Annotated in this window: 20 protein-coding genes; 9 read left to right on the plus strand and 11 right to left on the minus strand. The window is 31.6% G+C overall.

Annotation, left to right across the window (positions count from 1 at the left end):
- Positions 1–68 precede the first annotated feature (68 nt).
- From IUY40_RS08865 to recG, 3 genes are all read right to left on the minus strand, one after another.
- A complete protein-coding gene (locus IUY40_RS08865) occupies positions 69–3,167 on the minus strand; it encodes an efflux RND transporter permease subunit (RefSeq protein WP_195736506.1) in 3,099 nt (1,032 codons plus the stop codon).
- A gap of 91 nt (positions 3,168–3,258) precedes the next feature.
- Positions 3,259–4,320, minus strand: coding sequence for an efflux RND transporter periplasmic adaptor subunit (locus IUY40_RS08870; protein WP_195736507.1), 1,062 nt, complete (start codon positions 4,318–4,320; stop codon positions 3,259–3,261).
- Between the two features lie 471 nt (positions 4,321–4,791).
- Positions 4,792–6,900: an ATP-dependent DNA helicase RecG gene (gene recG / locus IUY40_RS08875; RefSeq protein ID WP_195736508.1), complete on the minus strand. Its 2,109-nt coding sequence runs from the start codon at positions 6,898–6,900 to the stop codon at positions 4,792–4,794.
- Positions 6,901–7,097: 197 nt separating this feature from the next.
- On the opposite strand from recG, the gene IUY40_RS08880 reads away from it, so the two are divergent.
- On the plus strand, positions 7,098–7,652 hold the full coding sequence (locus IUY40_RS08880; RefSeq protein ID WP_195736509.1) for a DUF1697 domain-containing protein: 555 nt from the start codon (positions 7,098–7,100) through the stop codon (positions 7,650–7,652).
- On the plus strand, positions 7,649–8,131 hold the full coding sequence (locus IUY40_RS08885; protein WP_195736510.1) for a DUF4348 domain-containing protein: 483 nt from the start codon (positions 7,649–7,651) through the stop codon (positions 8,129–8,131). The genes IUY40_RS08880 and IUY40_RS08885 overlap by 4 nt, the downstream gene beginning before the upstream one ends.
- A gap of 2 nt (positions 8,132–8,133) precedes the next feature.
- Here the strand turns inward: IUY40_RS08885 and IUY40_RS08890 are convergent, their stop codons facing one another.
- The 4 genes from IUY40_RS08890 to IUY40_RS08905 are packed head-to-tail and all read right to left on the minus strand — an operon-like array spanning position 8,134 to position 10,515.
- The gene (locus IUY40_RS08890) at positions 8,134–8,526 is read right to left on the minus strand and encodes a hypothetical protein (RefSeq protein ID WP_229335473.1); all 393 of its coding nucleotides are present in this window, start codon (positions 8,524–8,526) and stop codon (positions 8,134–8,136) included.
- 22 nt (positions 8,527–8,548) lie between these two features.
- Positions 8,549–9,241 (minus strand): aspartyl/asparaginyl beta-hydroxylase domain-containing protein, encoded by a 693-nt coding sequence (locus IUY40_RS08895; RefSeq protein WP_195736511.1) that lies wholly within the window; start codon positions 9,239–9,241, stop codon positions 8,549–8,551.
- A 3-nt stretch (positions 9,242–9,244) separates the two neighbouring features.
- Entirely contained in the window at positions 9,245–9,751 is a 507-nt protein-coding gene (locus IUY40_RS08900; protein ID WP_195736512.1) for a hypothetical protein, read from the minus strand.
- A 35-nt stretch (positions 9,752–9,786) separates the two neighbouring features.
- Entirely contained in the window at positions 9,787–10,515 is a 729-nt protein-coding gene (locus IUY40_RS08905; protein ID WP_195736513.1) for a diphthine--ammonia ligase, read from the minus strand.
- A gap of 104 nt (positions 10,516–10,619) precedes the next feature.
- Between IUY40_RS08905 and IUY40_RS08910 the strand changes: the two genes are divergently transcribed.
- Both IUY40_RS08910 and IUY40_RS08915 read left to right on the plus strand, forming a co-directional pair.
- Entirely contained in the window at positions 10,620–12,683 is a 2,064-nt protein-coding gene (locus IUY40_RS08910; RefSeq protein ID WP_195736514.1) for a M1 family metallopeptidase, read from the plus strand.
- 88 nt (positions 12,684–12,771) lie between these two features.
- Positions 12,772–13,671 (plus strand): patatin-like phospholipase family protein, encoded by a 900-nt coding sequence (locus IUY40_RS08915; protein WP_195736515.1) that lies wholly within the window; start codon positions 12,772–12,774, stop codon positions 13,669–13,671.
- Here the strand turns inward: IUY40_RS08915 and IUY40_RS08920 are convergent, their stop codons facing one another.
- Positions 13,672–14,193, minus strand: a complete 522-nt coding sequence (locus IUY40_RS08920; RefSeq protein WP_195736516.1) for a hypothetical protein — start codon at positions 14,191–14,193, stop codon at positions 13,672–13,674.
- 125 nt (positions 14,194–14,318) lie between these two features.
- Between IUY40_RS08920 and IUY40_RS08925 the strand changes: the two genes are divergently transcribed.
- The 3 genes from IUY40_RS08925 to IUY40_RS08935 all read left to right on the plus strand — a co-directional run bounded on the left by IUY40_RS08925 (position 14,319) and on the right by IUY40_RS08935 (position 18,370).
- Positions 14,319–15,086: a TSUP family transporter gene (locus tag IUY40_RS08925; RefSeq protein ID WP_195736517.1), complete on the plus strand. Its 768-nt coding sequence runs from the start codon at positions 14,319–14,321 to the stop codon at positions 15,084–15,086.
- 247 nt (positions 15,087–15,333) lie between these two features.
- Positions 15,334–17,667, plus strand: coding sequence for a UvrD-helicase domain-containing protein (locus tag IUY40_RS08930; protein ID WP_195736616.1), 2,334 nt, complete (start codon positions 15,334–15,336; stop codon positions 17,665–17,667).
- A gap of 82 nt (positions 17,668–17,749) precedes the next feature.
- A complete protein-coding gene (locus tag IUY40_RS08935; RefSeq protein WP_195736518.1) occupies positions 17,750–18,370 on the plus strand; it encodes an L-threonylcarbamoyladenylate synthase in 621 nt (206 codons plus the stop codon).
- Between the two features lie 287 nt (positions 18,371–18,657).
- Here the strand turns inward: IUY40_RS08935 and IUY40_RS08940 are convergent, their stop codons facing one another.
- The 3 genes from IUY40_RS08940 to IUY40_RS08950 are packed head-to-tail and all read right to left on the minus strand — an operon-like array spanning position 18,658 to position 21,019.
- Positions 18,658–19,494, minus strand: a complete 837-nt coding sequence (locus IUY40_RS08940) for a flagellar motor protein MotB (RefSeq protein WP_195736519.1) — start codon at positions 19,492–19,494, stop codon at positions 18,658–18,660.
- A gap of 37 nt (positions 19,495–19,531) precedes the next feature.
- Entirely contained in the window at positions 19,532–20,551 is a 1,020-nt protein-coding gene (locus tag IUY40_RS08945) for a glycosyltransferase family 2 protein (protein WP_195736520.1), read from the minus strand.
- Between the two features lie 12 nt (positions 20,552–20,563).
- Positions 20,564–21,019, minus strand: coding sequence for a type I restriction enzyme HsdR N-terminal domain-containing protein (locus IUY40_RS08950; RefSeq protein ID WP_195736521.1), 456 nt, complete (start codon positions 21,017–21,019; stop codon positions 20,564–20,566).
- A gap of 94 nt (positions 21,020–21,113) precedes the next feature.
- On the opposite strand from IUY40_RS08950, the gene holA reads away from it, so the two are divergent.
- Together holA and IUY40_RS08960 are read left to right on the plus strand one after the other, a co-directional pair.
- Positions 21,114–22,118 carry a DNA polymerase III subunit delta gene (gene holA / locus IUY40_RS08955; RefSeq protein WP_195736522.1) on the plus strand — a complete coding sequence of 335 codons (1,005 nt, stop codon included), beginning with the start codon at positions 21,114–21,116 and terminating at the stop codon, positions 22,116–22,118.
- A gap of 55 nt (positions 22,119–22,173) precedes the next feature.
- A complete protein-coding gene (locus IUY40_RS08960) occupies positions 22,174–22,356 on the plus strand; it encodes a CAL67264 family membrane protein (RefSeq protein ID WP_195736523.1) in 183 nt (60 codons plus the stop codon).
- Positions 22,357–22,376 lie beyond the last annotated feature (20 nt).

Raw genomic sequence — 22,376 nt, forward strand, 5'->3', positions numbered from 1 at the left:
CTGCAAATCATTTTTTTGTTTAAAAGCAATTCATGGCTACTATTTTTTTTAAACTAAGAGTTTGTAGCTTATTTACTGCTTTCTTTTTCATATTCTTCAATATGATCAAACTCAGGATAATGCTTACGGGCTTTAGACCACATTAAATACATTGCTGGGATAACAAATAAAGTAAGAATTAAAGAAAAAATAGTTCCTCCAACAATAACAACTCCCATTCCCATACGACTTGTAGAAGCTTCTCCTAACGACATTGCAATTGGCAAAGCTCCTAATGCAATTGCCAAACTCGTCATCAAAATTGGTCTTAATCGCGCTTCTGAAGCTTCTAAAATAGCTTCTAATTTAGGTTTGCCTTGCTCTCGCAATTGATTAGCAAATTCCACAATCAAAATACCATTTTTGGTAACCAAACCTATTAACATTACGGTTCCGATTTGGCTAAAGATATTCCATGTTTGATTAAACAGCCATAGCGAAAACAATGCTCCTGCAACAGCCATTGGTACGGTCAAAATAATAATAAATGGATCAATAAAACTTTCGAATTGAGCCGATAATATCAAAAATATTAATAACAAAGCCAATCCAAATGCAAATGAAGTATTTGAACTACTTTCTACAAAATCTCGTGATTCACCACCTAAGTCAGTAGTAAAACTCTCATCTAAGACTTTGGCTTTTATTTCATTCATAGCATCAATACCATCGCTGATACTTTTGCCTGGAGCTAAACCAGCCGAAATAGTAGCAGACATATATCTATTGTTATGATACAATTGTGGTGGATTACTTTGTTCCTCAACCGAAACTACGTTATCCATTTGTATTAATTGCCCTTTTTTATTTTTTACAAACATCGAAGTTAAATCCAATGGTTTCGAACGGTCTTTTTGGTCAAATTGCCCAATTACCTGATATTGTTTTCCGTTTTTAATAAAATAGCCAAAACGCTGACCGCTCAATGAAAGCTGTAATGTTTGTGCAATATCGATAATTGATATACCCAAACTTTCAGCCTTTTCACGATCGATACTTACATTAATCTCAGGCTTATTAAATTTTAAATTTACATCAGTTACAGAAAAAGTATCATTTTTATTGGCTTCCTCCATAAACAAAGGAATTTTTTCTTCTAATTTCTGAAAATTAGGCGCTTGGATAATATATTGAATGGGTAATCCTCCACGACGGTTTACAGCAATAGTAGGTTGCTCAGTTACTGAAGTTTTTGCTTCTGAGTATCTCTTAGTCCATTTCGTTAATTTTTCAGCAATTTCTTTTTGAGAACGAGTTCGTTCGTTTGGCTCATTAAGTGCAATTCGAACTCTACCACTGTTTACAGATGAAGACCCAAATCCTGGTGAAGTAATTACTAAGCTCACTTTTTTCTCGGGTATTGAATCATCTATTAACTTGCCTAGTTCTTGCATAAAACGATCCGTATATTCGTATGAAGACCCTTCTGGAGTTGTTACACTTAAAACAAGCGCACTTCTGTCATCATAAGGAGCTGTTTCTTTTGGTAAAATGCTAAAAAATAAATAAATTAATCCAAAACAAATTGCGATAATAGGAAAGCTCAACCATTTTTTCTTCATAAAACGGGCCAATGCTTCAGCATAGCCACTATTTAATTTTTCAAAATAAGGTTCAGTTTTAATATAGAAATTTGATTTTTTTTGCTCACCACCTTTCATCAAATAAGCGTTTAACATTGGAGTCAACGTTAAAGAAACAAATGCAGAAATTAATACTGCCGCTCCAATAACGACTCCAAACTCTCGAAATAGTCGTCCTACGAATCCTTCCAGAAATATTACTGGTAAAAATACCGCAGCCAATGTTACTGAAATAGATATTACAGCAAAGAAAATTTCATTTGATCCTTTGATAGCAGCTTCAATTGGCGACATTCCTTCTTCAACTTTCTTAAAGATATTCTCCGTTACAACAATTCCGTCATCAACCACAAGTCCTGTTGCAAGAACAATTGCCAATAATGTCAATACGTTAATCGAAAATCCAAAGAGCCACATTATAAAAAATGTTGCTATTAAAGAAACTGGAATATCAATTAATGGTCTAAATGCAATTGCCCAATCTCTAAAAAACAAAAAGATAATCAAGATAACCAGAACAATAGATATCATTAAGGTTTCAGCAACTTCCAGAACCGATTTTTTAACAAATAGAGTACTATCAATTGCAATATCGAGTTTAATGTCTTTAGGAAGATCCTTTTTTAAAGCATCGTATTTTTTATAAAATTCTTTCGAAATATCTAGATAATTTGCACCTGGCATAGGCACAATTGCAAGACCTATCATAGGAAGCCCTGATTGGCTCAATTTTGTTTCTGTATTTTCTGGACCTAATTCCGCATTTCCAACATCGCTTAGGCGAACTATTTTTTCGCCATCGGAACGAATAATAATATTATTAAATTCTTCTGGTTTGGATAAATTACCAACTGTTTTTACTGTTAACTCTGTATTATTTCCAGTTAATTTTCCAGAAGGTAGCTCAACATTCTGTGCATTTAAAGCAGCACGAACTTCTGACACAGTACATCCATATGCAGCTAGCTTTATAGGATCAATCCATAAACGCATAGCATACCGTTTTTGTCCCCAAATTTGAACAGCACTAACTCCTGGAATTGTTTCTAGTCGTTGCGAAATAACATTCTCTGCATAATCACTTAATTCGAGAGCACTTCGTGTATTACTTTGCACGGTCATAGAGATTATAGATTCACCATTGGCATCAGCCTTAGAAACAACTGGAGGGGCATCTATATCCTGAGGTAAGCTTCGAACTGCTTGTGATACTTTATCACGAACATCGTTTGCAGCTTCTTCAAGATTTTTATCTAGATTAAACTCAATAGTAATATTACTACTTCCTTGTACACTCGATGAAGTAATATTTCTAATTCCATCAATGGCATTAATCGCTTTTTCAAGCGGTTCAGTAATTTGAGATTCTATAATATCGGAATTTGCTCCTGTATAGTTGGTACGAACAGAAACTTGTGCAGGATCAATAGATGGAAATTCTCTTACACCTAAAAAACTATATCCTATAAGACCAAATAATACAATTGCTAGATTTAAAACAATTGTTAATACGGGCCTTCTTATACTTGTTGTTGATAAACTCATTTTTTTTAATTATAAATGGGTAATGAATTATGTTTTTTAATTATTTAAGATTTAGCAAAGGCGCCAAGCTTAATAATTTCAAATTCATAACTTATAATTTAATTTTTACTTTAATTGGATTATCATTCTTTAATGACATTACACCACTTGTTATAACGGTATCTCCCTTTTTTAAACCTGAAACAATTAAAATAGATGCGTCAGTTCGTGTAGCTGTTTCTACCATTACTTCTTTGGCTTTTCCAAAATTCGAGATAAAAACTTTTTTACCATTTTGCACTGGTATAATTGCTTCAGTAGGTACTACGATGGCATCTTTTATGATATCTAATGGTAATTTTACATCAGCAAAAGTCCCTGGGAATAATTTACCATCTTTATTTTCTGCAATAGCTCTAATTTGAAGTGTTCTAGTTTCTACAGAAACTTCAGGCTCAATAGCATAAATTTTTGCTGTATATAATGTATTTGATCCAGAAACACTGAACGTTATAATTGAATTATCTCTTACCTGACTTGCATATTTCTCTGGAATTGAGAATGTAATTTTTAGCTTACTTGTATTAACCAATTTAGCAACCAAAACTGTTGGAGTTATATAGGCGCCCGGAGAAATAGAACGCAATCCTATTTTTCCAGAAAACGGAGCCTTCACAGCTGTTTTTGCAATTTGTGCACGTATTAATTGACTTTGTGCTTGTGATGAAGCATAATCCGCCTTTGCAACATCGTATTCTTCTTGGCTAATAGCTTCTTTTTGCAAAAGTAGCTTTGCTCTTCGGGCATTTTCAGCAGCCAGACTTTCTTTTGTAGTTGCTTGTTTTAATTGTGCTTTTAATTCTAAATCATTTACTTTAAAAAGCACCTGACCTTTAGTCACATTACTTCCTTCATTAAAATAAATACCTTCGACTATGCCCGAAACTTCACTTCTAATTTCTACTTGCTCATTAGCTTCAATAGACCCAGATAAGGATAAATTATTATCAAAAGTCTGAGTGTTAACTACAACTCCTGAAACGGTAATTGGATTATTTTTACTGTTTTGACCTTTAGATTCGTCATTCTTATTTTTATTGGATACAATTCGGTAAGCAATAAATCCTCCTATTCCGATTATTAGCAAGGCATAAACAAGGTTCTTTATTTTCATAAGATTTTTGGTAAAACTAGAATTAATAGATTTTGTTTTTAAGTGAATTCACAAATTTAGTTTTTTGTATCCAATACTGAATGTCTTATCTTTATATTTAACAGTTGTATGTACAAATATTAATATTTTAATTAAAGAAAGACAGGAAGAGGCCGAATTACAATAGAGTTAAGACTTAGTTCTTAAGGAAAGGTTTAAAACGATTGTGAAAAAAATCTGTTTTTTAGATTAAAAGTTGCAAAAGGTCTGAGCAACTAAGTTTTAAAAGTAGAAAAACAATGATTTTTTTTATTGTATGTCTTGATATATAGCAATAGAGTATATACTCAACCTGTTGGGGCAATTACTTCGCCTACTTGCTTAGCTCGGGTCTCAAAATTTCATTTAACACATAGAAACATCCATTTTATTTATGAAAAACAAAAAAATAAATTACTTTCACAAAGGCTAGTCTTTGTTACTTAAAAAAAACTAACTAATATAGTTCCAGATATTCTTTTTCTTAGTTAATTCTATAAAAACAGCTTTTAAGATAGCGTTTTCGGGTTTTTGTAATGGTGCATCTTCTTTAAGAATCTTTAAAGCGTAATTTCTAGCCAAAGACAAAATATCACGATCCCGAACAATATCAGCTATTTGAAGATTTAAAACACCACTTTGTTGCGTCCCCATTAAATCACCAGGTCCTCGAAGTTTTAAATCAACCTCGGCAATTTGAAAACCATCATTAGTTTGTACCATCGTTTCCATTCGGGTTTTACTGTCAGAGCTTAATTTATAGGAAGTCATTAGTATACAATAACTCTGTTCAGCTCCACGACCAACGCGACCACGTAATTGATGCAGTTGCGAAAGTCCAAAACGTTCTGCACTTTCTATAATCATTACACTCGCATTTGGTATGTTTACACCAACTTCAATAACCGTTGTAGCCACCATTATATTTGTTTTCCCTTCAGAAAAACGTTTCATTTCCGAATCTTTATCTGCGGGTTTCATTTTTCCGTGAAGAATAGAAATCGAATAATCGGGTAGGGGGAAATCACGAGAAATACTCTCATAACCATCCATTAAATCCTTGAAGTCCATTTTTTCAGATTCTTGAATCAATGGATATACGATATAAATTTGTCTGCCTAAAGCAATCTCATCTCGCAGAAATTTCCATACTTTCAATCTGTTGCTATCATAACGATGAACGGTTTGAATTGGTTTTCGTCCTGGTGGCAACTCATCTATTACTGAAATATCCAAATCACCATACAAACTCATTGCCAACGTTCTAGGAATAGGAGTGGCGGTCATAACCAATACGTGTGGCGGAATTTCGTTCTTTTTCCATAATTTAGAACGTTGCTCAACACCAAAACGATGTTGCTCATCGATTACGGCTAATCCTAGATTTTTAAACTTAACCTTATCTTCCAATAAAGCGTGCGTGCCTATTAAAATATGTAAACTTCCATTTTCTAATTCTTCATAAATCACTCTTCTGGCAGCAATTTTAGTAGAACCCGTTAGTATTTTTATATTGATATTTAATGTTGTTGCTAGTTCTGATAATCCTATAAAATGCTGATTGGCTAAAATTTCTGTTGGTGCCATAAGGCAAGCCTGAAAACCGTTATCAAGCGCCAATAACATACTCATAAAAGCAACGATTGTTTTTCCAGAACCTACATCTCCCTGTAATAATCGATTCATTTGGGCATTACTCCCCATATCAATACGAATTTCCTTAATCACCCTTTTCTGGGCATTCGTAAGCTCAAAAGGCAAGTGGTTTTGATAAAAAACATTAAAATATTCACCAACTTTTGTAAACGGATGTCCTTTTATTTTATGCTTTCTAATCAGATTCTTAGTTATCAGTTGCAACTGAATAAAAAACAATTCCTCAAATTTTAACCGATATTGTGCTTTCGCCAAAGCATCGGTGCTTTTTGGGAAATGTATATTGAATAAAGCAGTTCTTTTAGGAATCAGTTTTAATTCATTGGTCAGATAATCAGGTAGTGTTTCTGTAAACAAGGCTTGTGTTTCTAGAAATAATTGTTGCATGAGTTTATTAATCACACGATTTGAAATGCCTCGGTTGGTCAAGGTTTCAGTCGATGGATAAACGGGTTGCATGGCCGAACGCAGACTTTGTTCATGCTCAGCCATTAATTCAATCTCCGGATGCGCCATACTGAACTGACTGCCATATAAACTACACTTTCCGAAAATCACACAAACTTCGTTGAGCTTTAAACTTTCACGAATCCATTTGTGCCCTTGAAACCAGTTTAAATCTAGTTGTCCTGTGTCATCAACAAAAGTAGCAACTAATCGCTTTTTGTTCTTTGCAAATTCAACCGTTTTTATATTGATGATTTTACCAATAATCTGAACTTCAGAACCTGTATTTTGTAATTCGTTAATCTTATAATAACGAGTCCTGTCTATATATCTATTAGGGAAAAAATTAACCAAATCTATATATTTATGAATCCCCAATTCCTTTCGAAGCAATTCGCCCCGATTAGGGCCAACACCTTTTAAATATTCGATAGGAGTTTGTAGAAGATTATAAGACATTTTTTAATTGCTCGATTATTAGATTACTAGAATTTTAGACTTCTTAGATTTTAATTTTTTCAATCATTGAATCTTTTAACTTCTATATTAATCTTTCAATATTTATAAAAAGCGAAGATAGATTTAAATTAGGAAATTTAAAAATTGACTTACTAAGACTTTGAATATTTATATCTTTGAACAATAAATTAAAACAAATGAAAACTCATCTCGCATTACTTCGTGGCATCAATGTTTCTGGACACAACATGATAAAAATGGAAGCTTTAAAAACTACTTTAGAAAAGATAGGTTTTCAAAATGTACAAACTTACATTCAGTCGGGAAATGTTTTTGTCGATACTGATGAAGACAATGCATCAAAAGTTGGTTTTTTAATCAAACAGGAAATATTTAAAGTTTTCGGACACGAAGTACCAATTGTAGTTATTAGCAAAGAAGATTTAGAAGCTTGTTTTAAAAATAATTCCTTTTTAAAAGAAAAAGAGGCGGACATCAAAAAATTATATGTTGCTTTTATTTCTATAGCATTACGAAGCGAAAGCATCAATGATTTAAAAATTAGTCAATTTAAGCCAGACGAAGCTAGTATTGATGGCAATAGAATATTCATTAAATATGCTGTTGGAGCAGGAAAAACGAGATTTGATCAAAAATATATCGAGAAAAAATTAAATGTAACAGCAACTATCAGAAACTGGAATACGGTAGCACAATTATTAAAAATATACGAAGAAAGGCAAGAGGCATGAAAATAATTTTAAAATCATCTGTTGTAATTTTGCTATTAGTTCTTGTAAGCTGTAAAAAAGAAACAGTGCATCAGGATAATATTTTTTTAAACGATGAGCCAAAAAAAATTATTACATCCGAAGAAAAAAAGCCTGAAATTGTAAGTGATAAAAGCACCCAAGAAGACTTCAACCATTTCTTTAAGTTATTTAATCATAATATTGTATTTCAACTCAGTAGAGTACGTTTTCCGTTGAAAGTAAAAATTAATAATGATGATCTAGAACTAGTTGATTATGTAATTCCTAAACAAGAATATACTACTATAAACTTGGACAAAAAACCAGAAGAAAGAAACTATAAACAACAAATAATTCTAAAAAAAGATAAAGTAACAATCCAACAACGCGGAATCGATAATGGAATTTTTATAGATTATTATTTTGAAAAAATTGATGGAAAGTGGCAACTTGTAACTTGGGTTGATATTTCAACTTAATATCAATTACTAATTGGAATTGCTGTTCTCTTTAAATAAATAGTATCTGTATTATAAACAGCGCCTTTTCTCATTCCACCACCAAAAGGATTATGCAAATCAATAGATTTCTTTTCATAACCTTCTTTATAAACAGCTTCATTAACTAAAAGTGGAGGCGCTTCATATCCCACAAAAGTAAATTGAGAATATCTTATTTCTTTTAAACTAAAGTAACCCATTGTATTGGTTAAACTTTCTCCTACCTTACAATTTTCGATAGGAGTATTGGTACTTTCGTCATAAATATAGCCTGTAATTTGCGGTCTTTGACATCTGCTCACCAAACAACTTTGAAATAAAAACGGAATATTAATTATGGCAACTAGCATTCCATATTTTCTTAAATTTAACATATCACTTTTGTAAAAACTACATTTATAGCTCTAAATTTTTAATCATTTCATCAGCTGTTGGTGTATTCATTCGGCGTAACTCACTAATTACAAGTTGCTTTTGCTCATCACTCATCACGGGAGCAGGTTTTACAAATTGATCTTGAAGAGCTTCTTTATAAAACATAGCATCAGTCCATTCGTTTCTAACACCGTCTATAACAAGATGAATACGATCTTGAACACCTTTATTTACAACCGAATGAGTAAAATTAGCATCTATATACCAACATTCACCTTCATTCATAATCAAGCGAGTACCATCCAGAATAAACTCGACTTCGCTATTTGTAATTATCGGAATATGCAATCGAAAAGAATCATCTTCATATCCTAAACAATTATCAATATGTGGTTTAACTTCTGCGCCAGCAGCTAATTGCAATAAGCGTACAGCTGTTTTTTCGAATAAAAAACCATCCAGAATTTCTTTAAAATAGGTGCACGAATTTAGAATTTCGGTAGCAACTAGTTTCTCATCATTGGTAGGAGAAGCATAAATAGTATCCGATTTACCGTTTTGGGACATTAAAGCAATCGAATTCCATTTTCCTGAGTAACAATCTGTATTATAATGATCAATCCATTTTTCGTTTATAATCTTTTTTAGATCATTTTGTAGTTTTTCTGAATCAAATACAATTGGAAACTTTATAGAGCGTACTAATTTATCCATAATTTATTCTCTTATCCATTTTAACATTTTAGGAAATGCTTCTTTTCCTTCTTTCGCAGCTCGTTCATTTCCTAAAGCAAGTCCAGCCCATTCAAGAAAAGGCAAGCCAATATAAACTTCATCATTAAAATTCGATATTAACCACTCCGAGTCATTCTTATAACCATTAGGATGAAAAACAAACTCTAAGGGCAATTCTAAGTGTTTCGCTGCCGCAAAAGACCAAAGGATTGCTGCAATTTCTTCGCCTTCAGTTGGCCAATCACTAGCAATTTTATCAGTCCCTACTAATTTTCTATTTGCAGTAGGAGTAACCGCTAAGTGTCCTGCTTCATGCAAAATATCTCCTGGATATAACATTTTTTTATAATCAATGTAAATACAACTTGCTCCTAAAGACAATCCTGGCAGAAAAGTTTCATTTAATTCTTTTTCAATAATATTAATTCCAATTTCACCCAAGAAAAATAGAATTTTTTCTACTTCAGAGTTCTTTTCTTTTGCAAGCATAGGAATATGTTTTAAAATTAAATTTATATATTAGTTTATATCAAATCACAATACCAAAATCCATAATCAAAAGCATCATCTTCATTTGAATCGCAGGCTGTGTTACTGGATTCTGTTTTTGGTTTTTCATATTTTCGATGTACAATTTCTCCTATTTCAAATTTAATTGGCTTAGAAAAAATAGGCCCATCGAAGGTAAAGGTATGAAATTCACCATTTTCACCACAAACATCTACATTATTTGGCAAATCATTTATAAAATCCTGATCAATTACACGACCAACAAAGCTCTTATCAAGAAAACGCTCATTTACACAAACTACAATTGTTTTAAATCCCAAAGAAATAAATTCCTGAATTAGATCTTTAGTTGGAATTTTCCATAAAGGAAATACCGCTTCAAAACCGATATCAAGCAATTTATCTTCACGATATTTACGTAAATCTTCAAGAAAAATATCTCCAAAAATAGAATATTTAACGCCTTTATTTTTAAGTTTTGCTAATGTTCTGCTCATTACTTCTTCATACACTTCCATCGTTGGCATTTCTGGAATTTGCATGATTTCTAAAGGTAATCCAATACTTTTTGCTTGTTGTTCCAATAACTCTACACGAACGCCATGCATCGAAATACGCTGAAATTGTTCGTTTACACTAGTAAGCAAACAACTGATTTCAAACTTTTTGTCTTGTTGTATTTTATATAATGCTAAAGCAGAGTCTTTGCCACTGCTCCAATTAAATAAGGCTGTTTTTTTCAATGGAATTGTTTAAATATTTTCAAAAAGTAAACTTACAAATTTACTTCGGTTAGTTCATTAAACCTTTGTAACTTTGAAAACCTTAGTATCAAATTAAATAAGTAATGAAATACATTCTTTTATTCTTTACCTTTTTCAGTTTTGCGCAACAAACTCAATATGTTGATTTTAAAACCGTTTTAGGAGAAATCAATATCAATACAACCAATAAATCGATATCAGGAAATGTGAAATATAATTTTGAGATACTTCAACCCATCGACACTATTAAAATTGATGGACAAAACATGACCTTTACTGATATAAAAGTAAATGGTAAAGAAATAATATACAGAAACACAAATAAGCAATTACAATTAATTTTTCCATTTCAAAAAGGAAAAAACATACTTACTTTTAGTTATACAGTCCAACCTAAACAAGCTTTGTATTTTATAAACGCAGAAAACAAAGAGGATACTCAAATATGGACACAAGGACAAGGAAGATATACCAGTAACTGGTTTCCAAGCTTTGATGATGTCAATGAGAAAGTAGTTTTTAATATGGATATTACCTTCGACAAAAACTATAAAGTTATTTCAAATGGCATCCTGAAAAATAAACTAGAAAACGAAAATTCTTTTGTTTGGCAATACCGCATGCAAAACCCTATGAGTTCCTATTTATTAGTACTTGCCATTGGAAAATATGAAGAAAAATCCTTTACATCAAAATCTCGAATCCCTTTAGAATATTACATCGAAAACAACGACCTTTCTCGCTTCGAACCGACCTATCGTCACTCTAAAGAAATTTTTGATTTTCTAGAAAAAGAAATAGGAATAAAGTATCCTTGGGAAATATACAGGCAAGCTCCAGTACGTGACTTTTTATATGCTGGTATGGAAAATACCACTGCTACTTTATTTTCTACCAGATATGTTGTTGATTCTACAGGATTTGAAGACAGGAAATATACTAATATTAATGCACACGAACTAGCGCACCATTGGTTTGGAAACTTAATTACAGCCGAAAACAGTACACATCATTGGCTTCAAGAAGGTTTTGCAACCTATTATGCTTTACTTGCCGAAAAAGAAATTTATGGCGACGACTATTTTTATTCCAAATTATACGAAACAGCACAGCAACTAAAATTTGCATCAAGAACCGACACAATACCTGTTTTAAATGCTAAAGCAAGTTCGCTTACTTTTTATGAAAAAGGGGCGTGGGCCTTATTCGTTTTACACAATGCGCTAGGCGATAAAACTTTTAAAAAAGTGATTCGAAATTACTTGAAAAAGTATGCATATAAAACAGTAAATACCGATTATTTTTTTGAAGAAATAAAAAAACTGTCTAATTATAATTTAAAAGAATTCTCTAAAGTATGGCTTGAGACAACTGTTTTTAATACGAAGGAAGCTAACGAATTACTAAGTAAAAATAAAGCAATACAAATACGCTTAGAAGTAGATAAACTCAATAAAAAAACAATTAAAGACAAAGAAGAATTTTTATCGAAAGTTTTACAATCAGATGTCTATTTTACAGTTAAAAAGGCAATTGTAAACCAAATAACAAATGAGAAATATGAAGCAAAAAAGCAATTGCTTACACTGGCTTTAAAAACAAATAACTTACAAGTTCGACAAGAAGTAGCTGCCACGCTATATAAAATTCCTGAAGATTTCAGAACTCAATATCAAACGTTGCTTGATGACAAATCCTATCAAACACAAGAGATAGCTTTGTTTTATTTATGGAATAATTTTCCTTCACATCGCAATGAATATTTAGATAAATCAAAAAACTGGATTGGTTTTAACGATTATAATCTAAGAACATTATGGCTTTCATTGGCATTATCAACAGCAAATTATACTTCAGAACCAGAAATATTAGTAAACGAATTAATAGCATATTCATCCCCTAAATATGAGGCTACCACACGTCAAAACGCTTTAGAAAAATTAATTAATTTTAAATTAACAAATGATGTAGTACTAACAAATTTGGTTAATTCAACAACACATCATATGTGGCAATTTTCTAAATTTGGGAGAGAAAACATTCGAGTATTATTAAAAAATAGTGAAATGCGTAGTACATTTGAAAGAATTTTGCCTAATTTGTCATCGAATGAACAGTTTCAGTTAGAACGTTTGTTAAGAGAATAGATTTACAAAAGAAAGAAAATAGAGCAGGAGAATAAATTACAAAATGTAAGTACTTTTTTTCTCTTAAAAAAAACCTACAATACATATTATGAGAGCATTGGTTATTTCAGGAGGAGGAAGCAAAGGAGCTTTTGCTGGAGGAGTTGCACAATATTTATTAGAGATAAAAAAATGTCAATATGATTTATTTCTAGGCACTTCAACTGGAAGCTTACTTATCCCACATTTAGCCCTTGGAAACATTCATAAAATTCATGGTATTTATACCAATGTAAACATGGGGAAAATATTTAATATTAGCCCATTTGTAGTAAAAGAAAAGGACGGAATTGATATTGTTACCATAAATCATTTTAATGTAATCCGTCAGTTTTTTAAAGGAAAACGAACATTTGGAGAAAGCAAAGGATTACAAAAATACATCAAAGATAATTTCTCTATATCTGAATTTAATCAGTTAAAAAAACTAAAAACTGATGTTGTTATAACAGTAACAAATTTATCAAGAAATGAAGCTGAGTACAAATCAATAAAAGATTGTAGCTATGACGAATTTTGCGATTGGATTTGGATTTCTAGTAACTACATTCCGTTTATGAGTTTAGTTTCAAAAAACAACTTTGAATATGGTGATGGAGGATTCTCAAGCTTGGTTCCAATTCGAGAAGCTATACATCGTGGAGCAACCGAAATAGATGTCGTTATCCTTGAAACAGAAGTAAATATAACCCAAAATGCTATTGGTAAAAATCCGTTTTCATTAATGATCGATCTATTCCGAATAGCATTAGATCAAGTTGAGAAACATGATATCGCAATTGGAAAACTAATCGCAAAAAATAAAAATGTAAAACTAAACTTGTTTTATACTCCCACAAAACTAACCAACAATGCATTAATTTTTAATAAAGAAGAAATGAAAAAATGGTGGGAAGAAGGATATGAATATGCACAAAATAAGTCTGAAATTATGAGCGATAATAGGTAATTACCACATATCGCTCACTTCATTTTTAATATAAGATAAAGCAGCACTGCTAGGCGATTGTTTATCAAATAAATCATTTAAGATAATCTCACGTAATTTATCAGCACTATCAACACGGTCACTCATGCTAGCTTTACGAATCATCTGAATTGTAGCATTTTTGGCTGTTGTAACTATAGTCCAACATTCGTCAGACATATATATTTGCTGTGTTAGATTATGTTCAAATTCTTGCTCAATTTGTGCAATAACTAGATTTTCATAGTCATTTTTATCATTAGATGTTGGCGTAACACGTATTAACAACTTAGTTAGACTAATACGTTCTAGATACAATGTAATACGCTCATATGCCTGTAAACGCAATGGTAAAGCTTGTTTTTGAGCCTCTTTTTGCAATAACCATCTTCTCGTACTTTGTTTGTCAGTTAGATACGATTTGAAAAAATAATAAGCCACACCACCAGTTACAACAGAAGGCAGAGTATAAGCAATAATTTCTATAATTTTATTTGAATCCATTTTTTAAATTTGAGAAAACAAAAATATACTTTTTGAATGTAATTCAGCATCATTTTAATTGTAATATTTATTTAAGAAGGTTAATTTTACCAACTTTCAAATTTGAATAAAATACTATATAATAATTGGAAGACTATATTATAATTTTACTTTGTTTAGCAGCTTTTGCAGCAGGATTTATTGATGCTATTGTAGGAGGTGGCGGATTAATCCAAACACCAATGGGATTGATTTTATTACCCAATTTACCTGTATCTACAGTTATCGGAACTCTAAAATTCCCAGCCTTTAGCGGAACAGCTTTTGCTGCTTTTCAATATATGAAAAAAGTAGTCATACAATGGAAGTTACTGCTCATTATGATGCTTTTAGCAGTACCATCAGCATTTCTTGGATCTACTTTATTGACCTATGTGAGCAATGATTTTATGAAACCGCTGTTATTAGTCGTTTTATCTCTATTACTAATTTATACTTACGCAAAGAAAAATTTTGGTCAACAAGTAGCCAAAGACCATTCGGCAAAAAAACAAATAATATATGCTGTTTTAATTAGTGTAATCGTTGGTTTTTACGATGGGTTTATTGGCCCAGGAACAGGGAGTTTTTTTGTAGTAGCCTTTATTGCTTTAATGGGTTTTGATTTTCTACATGCTTCAGCAAATGCAAAAATGGTCAACTTAGCAACAAATTTCGGATCGATTTGCTTGTTTATTATAAAAGGGAAAATCATTTGGACAATTGCAATTCCTATGGCAATAAGCAACGGGCTTGGCGGATGGCTTGGCGCAAAATTAGCCATAAACAAGGGAAATGGTTTTATTAGGGTTTTCTTTTTGATTGTAGTAATCGGTACATTAATCCGTTTTGCTTACGATGTGTTTTATAAATAGAATTTTTGTGAAACTAAGATTTTAAATCCATCTCAAGGCTTCGTAATCAGGACTGAGTTATTTTTAATAGTAACCATAGAGCCTTAAGGACTTAATAGTACAGTAATTTTTTTAAAAATGAAGGAAACCATACTTAATAAAACCCTTTTTGTTCCGCTTAAAAAAAACTTAGCAACTCAGCACCTTAGGAACTTAGGAACTTTCTTTTAAAATCCTTATTTTTGCATTAATTATGGAGAAAAATTTCATGCAAAAATACATTGACCAGCTCAATGAAGCACAGAGACTGCCTGTTTTAAAAAAAGACGGGCCGATGATTATTATTGCTGGGGCAGGTTCAGGGAAAACTCGTGTTTTAACAATTAGAATTGCTTATTTGATGGCGCAGGGCGTTGATCCGTTTAATATTTTGTCGCTTACTTTTACCAATAAAGCGGCTCGTGAAATGAAACATAGAATATCTGATATAGTGGGAGCGTCTGAAGCAAAAAATCTTTGGATGGGAACTTTTCACTCAATTTTTGCGCGTATTCTTCGTGCAGAATCAGATCATTTAGGATATCCATCTAATTTTACGATTTACGATTCTCAGGATTCAGCTAGATTGATTTCTTCAATCATAAAAGAAATGCAACTGGATCGTGATGTTTATAAACCAAAGCAAATTTTAAGCCGTATCTCGAGCTATAAAAATAGTTTAATTACAGTAAAAGCATATTTTAACAATCCTGAATTGATAGAAGCTGATGCTATGGCTAAAAGACCAAGATTAGGCGAAATTTATCAACAATATGTAGACCGCTGTTTTAAAGCGGGTGCAATGGATTTTGATGATTTACTATTAAAAACTAATGAATTATTGACTCGTTATCCAGAAGTTTTAGCCAAATACCAAAATCGTTTTCGCTATATCTTGGTTGATGAGTACCAGGATACAAACCATTCTCAGTACTTGATAGTTAGAGCATTATCAGATAAGTTTCAAAATATATGTGTAGTAGGTGATGATGCGCAGAGTATTTATGCTTTCCGTGGAGCGAATATTAATAATATTTTGAATTTCCAGAAAGATTACGAAGGTGTAATTATGTATCGTTTAGAGCAAAATTACCGTTCAACAAAAAATATTGTTGAAGCAGCAAATACTGTAATGGAGCACAATAAGACCAAACTTGATAAAATAGTTTGGACAGCAAATGATTTTGGTGCAAAAATTAAAGTCCACAGAAGTTTAACAGATGCAGAAGAAGGACGTTTTGTAGCAAGTACTATTTTTGAACAAAAAATGCAGAATCAATTACATAATGGTTCGTTTGCCATTTTGTATCGTACCAATGCACAATCGCGTGCAATGGAAGACGCGCTAAGAAAACGTGATATTCCGTATCGTATTTATGGTGGATTATCATTTTACCAACGTAAGGAAATTAAAGATGTTTTATGTTATTTGCGTTTGGTAATTAATCCTAAAGATGAAGAAGCTTTGGTACGTGTAATTAATTATCCAGCACGTGGAATTGGAGACACAACGATTGAAAAACTCACAATTGCAGCCAATCACTACAAACGTACAATTTGGGAGGTAATGGTAAATATTGATAAAATAGACTTGAAACTAAATTCAGGAACAAAGAGTAAAATCAATCATTTTGTTACCATGATACAAAGCTTTCAGGTTATTGATCAAAATCAGGACGCTTTTTATATTACTGATCATGTTGCTAAAAAAACAGGATTGGTACAAGAACTTAAAAAAGATGCTACACCTGAAGGTATGGCAAAAGTTCAGAATATTGAAGAATTACTAAACGGTATAAAAGATTTCACAGAAGGTCAAAAAGAAATTGATGGAGCAAGAGGGGCATTATCAGAATTTATGGAGGATGTTGCACTTGCCACCGATCTAGACAAAGACACAAGCGATGAAGATCGTGTTGCTTTAATGACGATTCACTTAGCAAAAGGATTAGAATTTCCTCACGTATTTGTTGTAGGAATGGAAGAAGACTTATTTCCAAGCGCAATGAGTATGAGTACCAGAAGTGAACTTGAAGAAGAACGTCGTTTATTTTACGTAGCTTTAACACGTGCAGAGCATCAAGCCTATTTAACATATGCACAATCACGTTACCGTTGGGGAAAATTATCCGATAGCGAACCTTCTCGCTTTATAGAAGAAATTGACGGTCAGTATATAGAATATTTAACGCCAGCAGAAAATGGCTACCGTTATAAACCAATGATTGATATTGATGTTTTTGGTGATGTAGATAAATCTAAATTACGGTTAGCTAAACCAATTGGTACAACACCACCTAAAACAGTTAATAACAATGAACCTAAATCGGATTTAAATATCCGTAAATTAAAACCAGTATCAAGTAATCCGAACAATGCAGCGCCAAATTTATTTGACAACAAATTAACAATTGGAAATATTGTAATGCATGAACGATTCGGAAAAGGAGAAGTTGTAAATCTAGAAGGAGTAGGAGCAGACAAAAAAGCTGAAATAAAATTTGAAGTTGGCGGAATTAAGAAGTTGTTGCTAAGATTTGCTAAATTAGATGTAGTAGGATAAAAAATGTTTTAAGTTTAAGGTTTTATCTTGCCATCGGCTAACTTAAACCCTCAAACAAATTTAACTTTAAACAAAATAAAAAATGGCAGAATTTATAAAAATATATACCGATAAACCTAATGAAGCTGCTATTGCAAAAGTAGTTAAAGTTTTAAAAAATGGAGGTTTAATAATTTATCCAACAGATACCGTTTATGGTTTAGGTTGCGATATAACTAATTCACGCGCATTAGAACGTATCGCAAAAATAAAAGGAGTTAAACTAGAAAAAGCAAACTTTTCATTTATTTGTCATGATTTGAGCAATATTTCTGATTATGTCAGACAAATTGATACATCGACCTTTAAATTATTAAAAAGAGCATTACCAGGCCCCTACACTTTTATTTTACCTGGAAATAATAGTTTACCAAAAGAATTTAAAAAGAAAACAACAGTTGGAATCCGTGTACCAGACAATTCAATAGCACTAGAAATTGTACGTCAGTTAGGAAATCCCATTGTTTCTACATCTATACGTGATGAAGATGACGTTATCGAATATACAACTGATCCAGAGTTAATTTTTGAAAAATGGCAAAATTTAGTAGATATGGTTATTGATGGAGGTTATGGTGATAATGTTGCATCAACTATTATTGATTTATCCGAAAATGAACCAATTGTAATCAGAGAAGGAAAAGGAAGTCTAGATATTTTATAAAAATATTTGAATTCGGCAAGATATTTGAAGTTAATTATCTAAATTCAAGCATTATTTTAAAGAAATCATCATATATAAATACACGATAATGTTATTCTTAATTGATATTTAATTGGTTATTAAAAAGATTAAGGATACATAAAAGCAGGTCAATTGACCTGCTTTTTCTGTTTTTATAAATAACAATTATAAGACATAAAAAAAAACCAGTGAAATTATTTCACTGGTTTTTATACTTCAGAATTCTAAATTTATTTTATTACAATTCCATATATGATATAATCAGATTATTTACCTGATTGTTTTTTCATTTCTTTTTCAATCATATCATAAAATTGATCAATTTTTGGCATAACAACAATACGAGTTCTTCTGTTACGTGCTCTGTTTTCAGCAGTATCATTTTCTACTAATGGCACATAAGAACTTCTACCTGCAGCAATTAATTTAGCAGGGTTAACACCAAGATCATTTGTTAATACACGAACGATAGAAGTAGAACGTTTAACGCTTAAATCCCAGTTGTCTGTTATTATACCGTTGCTTTTGTAAGGAACACTATCAGTATGACCTTCAACCATACACTCAAAGTCTGGTTTGTCATTAACTACTTTAGCCACTTTAGCCAAAACCGTTTTAGCTTTATCAGTTACGTCATAGCTACCGCTTTTAAATAATAATTTATCAGCAATAGAAATAAATACAACTCCTTTTTCAACATTGATTTCGATGTCTGGATCGCTAATACCAACAGCACCTTTTAAACTAGTAACCAAAGCAAGAGTAACACTATCTTTCTTAGTTAAAGCATCTTGAAGTCTAGATATTTTTAAATCTTTTTCTTTTAAACTTTCTAAAGATTTTTCTAAGTTTTCTGCTCCTTTAGATGTAAGCATTGTTAAATCTTTAGAACTACTGATTAAAGTTTGGTTATGCTCTTTCAAAGTAGCAACAGTAGCGGTTAATCCAGCTTTTTCTTCCAAACAAGAATTTAATTTTACAGTACAAGAATTTAATAGATCTTGAGTTTCTTTGTTTTTAGCTTCTAAGTCAGCATATTTCTTTTTAGAAACACACGAAGATAGCACCATTAGTGCAGTTAGGGCGATGAATATTTTTCTCATAAAAAATAAAAATTTAATTAGACGTAAGTCTACAAAGTTAAGGGTTATTAATTTGATTATTGTTAAAGATATCTTTAAATACGCGGATTCTCTTAACATAGTACAAGAAAACGATACTTTTAACTATATAGTATTCTTGTGTTTGAAAATTGTTTCTTTTCTTATAATATTTTAAAAAAAGACTATAAAAAGAAAAATGAGCTTTTATAATTGCCCAGGTATGTTTAAATTTTCCTTGTATTAAAAATTGCATTCCTGCGATACCATCAAGTACCATTCTAGCAAAAAGAATGCCATAGAGCCTATCTTTAGGTAAGTTTTTGGTAAGCATTAATAACGAATTTCTAAAATTCAAATAGGTCTTTCTAGGATTTCCTTGTTGCAAAGTTGCACCACCTACATGATACACAATAGCTTGCGAATTATGTTTAATAGTATAACTAAGATTAATTGCTCTCCAACACAAATCTATTTCTTCCTGATGTGCAAAAAAACCTTCATCAAAACCTTTCAATTCTTTATAAACGGTACTTCTTATAAAGAAACATGCACCCGAAGCCCAAAATAATTTACAGCTATCATTATATTGACCGTTATCATTTTCGATAGTATCAAAAATACGACCTCTACAAAACGGATAACCATATTTATCAATAAATCCACCCGCAGCACCAGCATATTCAAAGTAAGACTTACTTTTGAAATCTAAAATTTTAGGCTGAATAATAGCCGTTGTAGGTTCTTTTTCAAAAGTGTCCAAAATTGGTTGCAACCAATTTTCAGTAACTTCAATATCAGAGTTAATCAAAGCATATATTTTAGAATCAATATGTTGCAATGCTTCATTATAACCCTGAGCATATCCATAATTACCAGTATTCACTACAATTCTTACGGTAGGAAAATTTTCTTTTACATAAGCAATAGAACTATCCGTCGAAGCATTATCAGCGACATATATAGTTGCCTCTGGTGAAAATTGCACGACCGAAGGCAAAAATTGTTCTAATAATTTTGCTCCATTCCAATTTAAAATGACAACAGCTATTTTATCCAAGTGTATTGTGTTTTATTTATTTAAAGAATTATAATTTGGTAATTCTCTTAAAAAATTATATTTTTCATTTTCAAAATCCATTTGACAGAAATAATGCTGTAATCCGTTAGTAACTGTCAAAAATTGCGCATTCATAGTCATATTATAACGAGCAATCTGGTCAAAAGTTGCCTGCGAAATCTTCACTTCCGGAGCTTTACATTCTACTAATATATATATAGTGCCATCTGGATTATACACTACGATATCATATCGTTTTCTTAACCCATTGACTTTTAGTACCTTTTCAACATTTATCAATGATTTAGGGTATTTCTTCTCCATCATTAAAAACTGAACCACGTGTTGACGAACCCATTCCTCAGGAGTGAGAATGATAAATTTTTTCCTGATTTCATCAAAAATAGACACTTTATTTTCGCTATTTTTGAATCGAAATAGATAAGAGGGAAAATTTAGTTTTTGCATGAAGCAAAAATATAAAATAGTTTTAGGTTTCAGGTTTAAAGTTTCAAGATATTGAAATAACAACCTTAAACATTAAACTCGAAATAATAAAGAAATGGATGAAGTTATAAAAATTGTTAATGATATTAAAGTGGGAAACATCAAGCCTATCTACTTCCTTATGGGAGAAGAACCATATTACATTGACAAATTAGCCGAATATATAGAAAAAAACATCCTGTCTGAGGAAGAAAAAGGGTTCAATCAAACGGTTTTATATGGTCGTGATGTATCTATAGAGGATGTTGTTTCGGCTGCAAAACGTTATCCTATGATGGCAGATCGACAGGTCATTATTGTAAAAGAAGCACAGGATTTATCTAGGACAATAGACAAACTTGAAGCCTACGCGGGCAACCCAATGGAAACAACGGTTTTAGTCTTTTGTTACAAATATAAAACACTTGATAAACGTAAAAAAGTAACCAAATTATTGGGACAGAAAGGACTAGTTTATGAAAGCAAAAAACTATACGAAAATCAGGTTGGCGACTGGATCAAGAGAGTTTTATCTGGCAAAGGGTATACAATCGAACCCAAAGCCAATGCAATGTTAGTAGAATTTTTAGGAACTGATTTAAGTAAGATTAATAACGAACTTGAAAAACTACAAATAATTTTACCAAAAGGTACTGCAATCACACCAATACATATTGAGGAAAATATTGGTTTTAGTAAAGATTACAATGTATTTGAACTACGTAAAGCAATCGGAGAACGTAATCAGATTAAAGCTTATAAAATTGCCGAAAACTTTGCACATAACCCCAAAGATTATCCTTTAGTTATGACAACAGGATTAGTTTTTGGCTTTTTCATACAATTATTAAAATATCATGGTTTGAAGGATAAAAACCCAAAAAATGTGGCAACAGCTATAGGAGTAAATCCTTATTTCTTAAAAGAATATGATTTAGCGATAAAAAATTATCCAATGAAGAAGGTAAGTCAGGTTGTTTCTGCATTACGTGATATAGATATAAAAAGTAAAGGAGTGGGAGCCAATGCATTACCACAATCTGATTTATTAAAAGAAATGCTCTTCAAAATATTTAATTAAGACAGTAAAATTACCGATATTTGTAAGCTTATATAATATAAAAAATACCGTGATTATGGGGATGAATAAAAACACAATATTAGGATGGGCAACTTTTATAATGTTTATAATGGGATTTCTCCTTATTGGGCTTGGATTTTTTAGATATAGAGATGTTTCAGGCTGGGGATTTGCTGCTACAGGAGTAGGTTTTTTAGCCATTGCATGGGTTTTTAATGCTTTAAAAGGAAGAGTTTAAATAAAAAAGTAATAAAATTT

The organism is Flavobacterium sp. ALJ2 (genome assembly GCF_015594725.1).
GTDB lineage: Bacteria > Bacteroidota > Bacteroidia > Flavobacteriales > Flavobacteriaceae > Flavobacterium.

Bases quoted from the DNA above. Each gene is read 5' to 3' on its own strand.
- IUY40_RS08960 (WP_195736523.1), top strand. From the start codon at position 22,174: ATGGGGATGAATAAAAACACAATATTAGGATGGGCAACTTTTATAATG.
- IUY40_RS08900 (WP_195736512.1), bottom strand. From the start codon at position 9,751: ATGCTTGCAAAAGAAAAGAACTCTGAAGTAGAAAAAATTCTATTTTTC.
- IUY40_RS08930 (WP_195736616.1), top strand. From the start codon at position 15,334: ATGCAAAAATACATTGACCAGCTCAATGAAGCACAGAGACTGCCTGTT.
- IUY40_RS08885 (WP_195736510.1), top strand. From the start codon at position 7,649: ATGAAAATAATTTTAAAATCATCTGTTGTAATTTTGCTATTAGTTCTT.
- IUY40_RS08915 (WP_195736515.1), top strand. From the start codon at position 12,772: ATGAGAGCATTGGTTATTTCAGGAGGAGGAAGCAAAGGAGCTTTTGCT.
- IUY40_RS08870 (WP_195736507.1), bottom strand. From the start codon at position 4,320: ATGAAAATAAAGAACCTTGTTTATGCCTTGCTAATAATCGGAATAGGA.
- IUY40_RS08865 (WP_195736506.1), bottom strand. From the start codon at position 3,167: ATGAGTTTATCAACAACAAGTATAAGAAGGCCCGTATTAACAATTGTT.
- IUY40_RS08920 (WP_195736516.1), bottom strand. From the start codon at position 14,193: ATGGATTCAAATAAAATTATAGAAATTATTGCTTATACTCTGCCTTCT.
- IUY40_RS08895 (WP_195736511.1), bottom strand. From the start codon at position 9,241: ATGGATAAATTAGTACGCTCTATAAAGTTTCCAATTGTATTTGATTCA.
- holA (WP_195736522.1), top strand. From the start codon at position 21,114: ATGGATGAAGTTATAAAAATTGTTAATGATATTAAAGTGGGAAACATC.
- IUY40_RS08935 (WP_195736518.1), top strand. From the start codon at position 17,750: ATGGCAGAATTTATAAAAATATATACCGATAAACCTAATGAAGCTGCT.
- IUY40_RS08890 (WP_229335473.1), bottom strand. From the start codon at position 8,526: ATGTTAAATTTAAGAAAATATGGAATGCTAGTTGCCATAATTAATATT.
- recG (WP_195736508.1), bottom strand. From the start codon at position 6,900: ATGTCTTATAATCTTCTACAAACTCCTATCGAATATTTAAAAGGTGTT.
- IUY40_RS08950 (WP_195736521.1), bottom strand. From the start codon at position 21,019: ATGCAAAAACTAAATTTTCCCTCTTATCTATTTCGATTCAAAAATAGC.
- IUY40_RS08940 (WP_195736519.1), bottom strand. From the start codon at position 19,494: ATGAGAAAAATATTCATCGCCCTAACTGCACTAATGGTGCTATCTTCG.
- IUY40_RS08910 (WP_195736514.1), top strand. From the start codon at position 10,620: ATGAAATACATTCTTTTATTCTTTACCTTTTTCAGTTTTGCGCAACAA.
- IUY40_RS08880 (WP_195736509.1), top strand. From the start codon at position 7,098: ATGAAAACTCATCTCGCATTACTTCGTGGCATCAATGTTTCTGGACAC.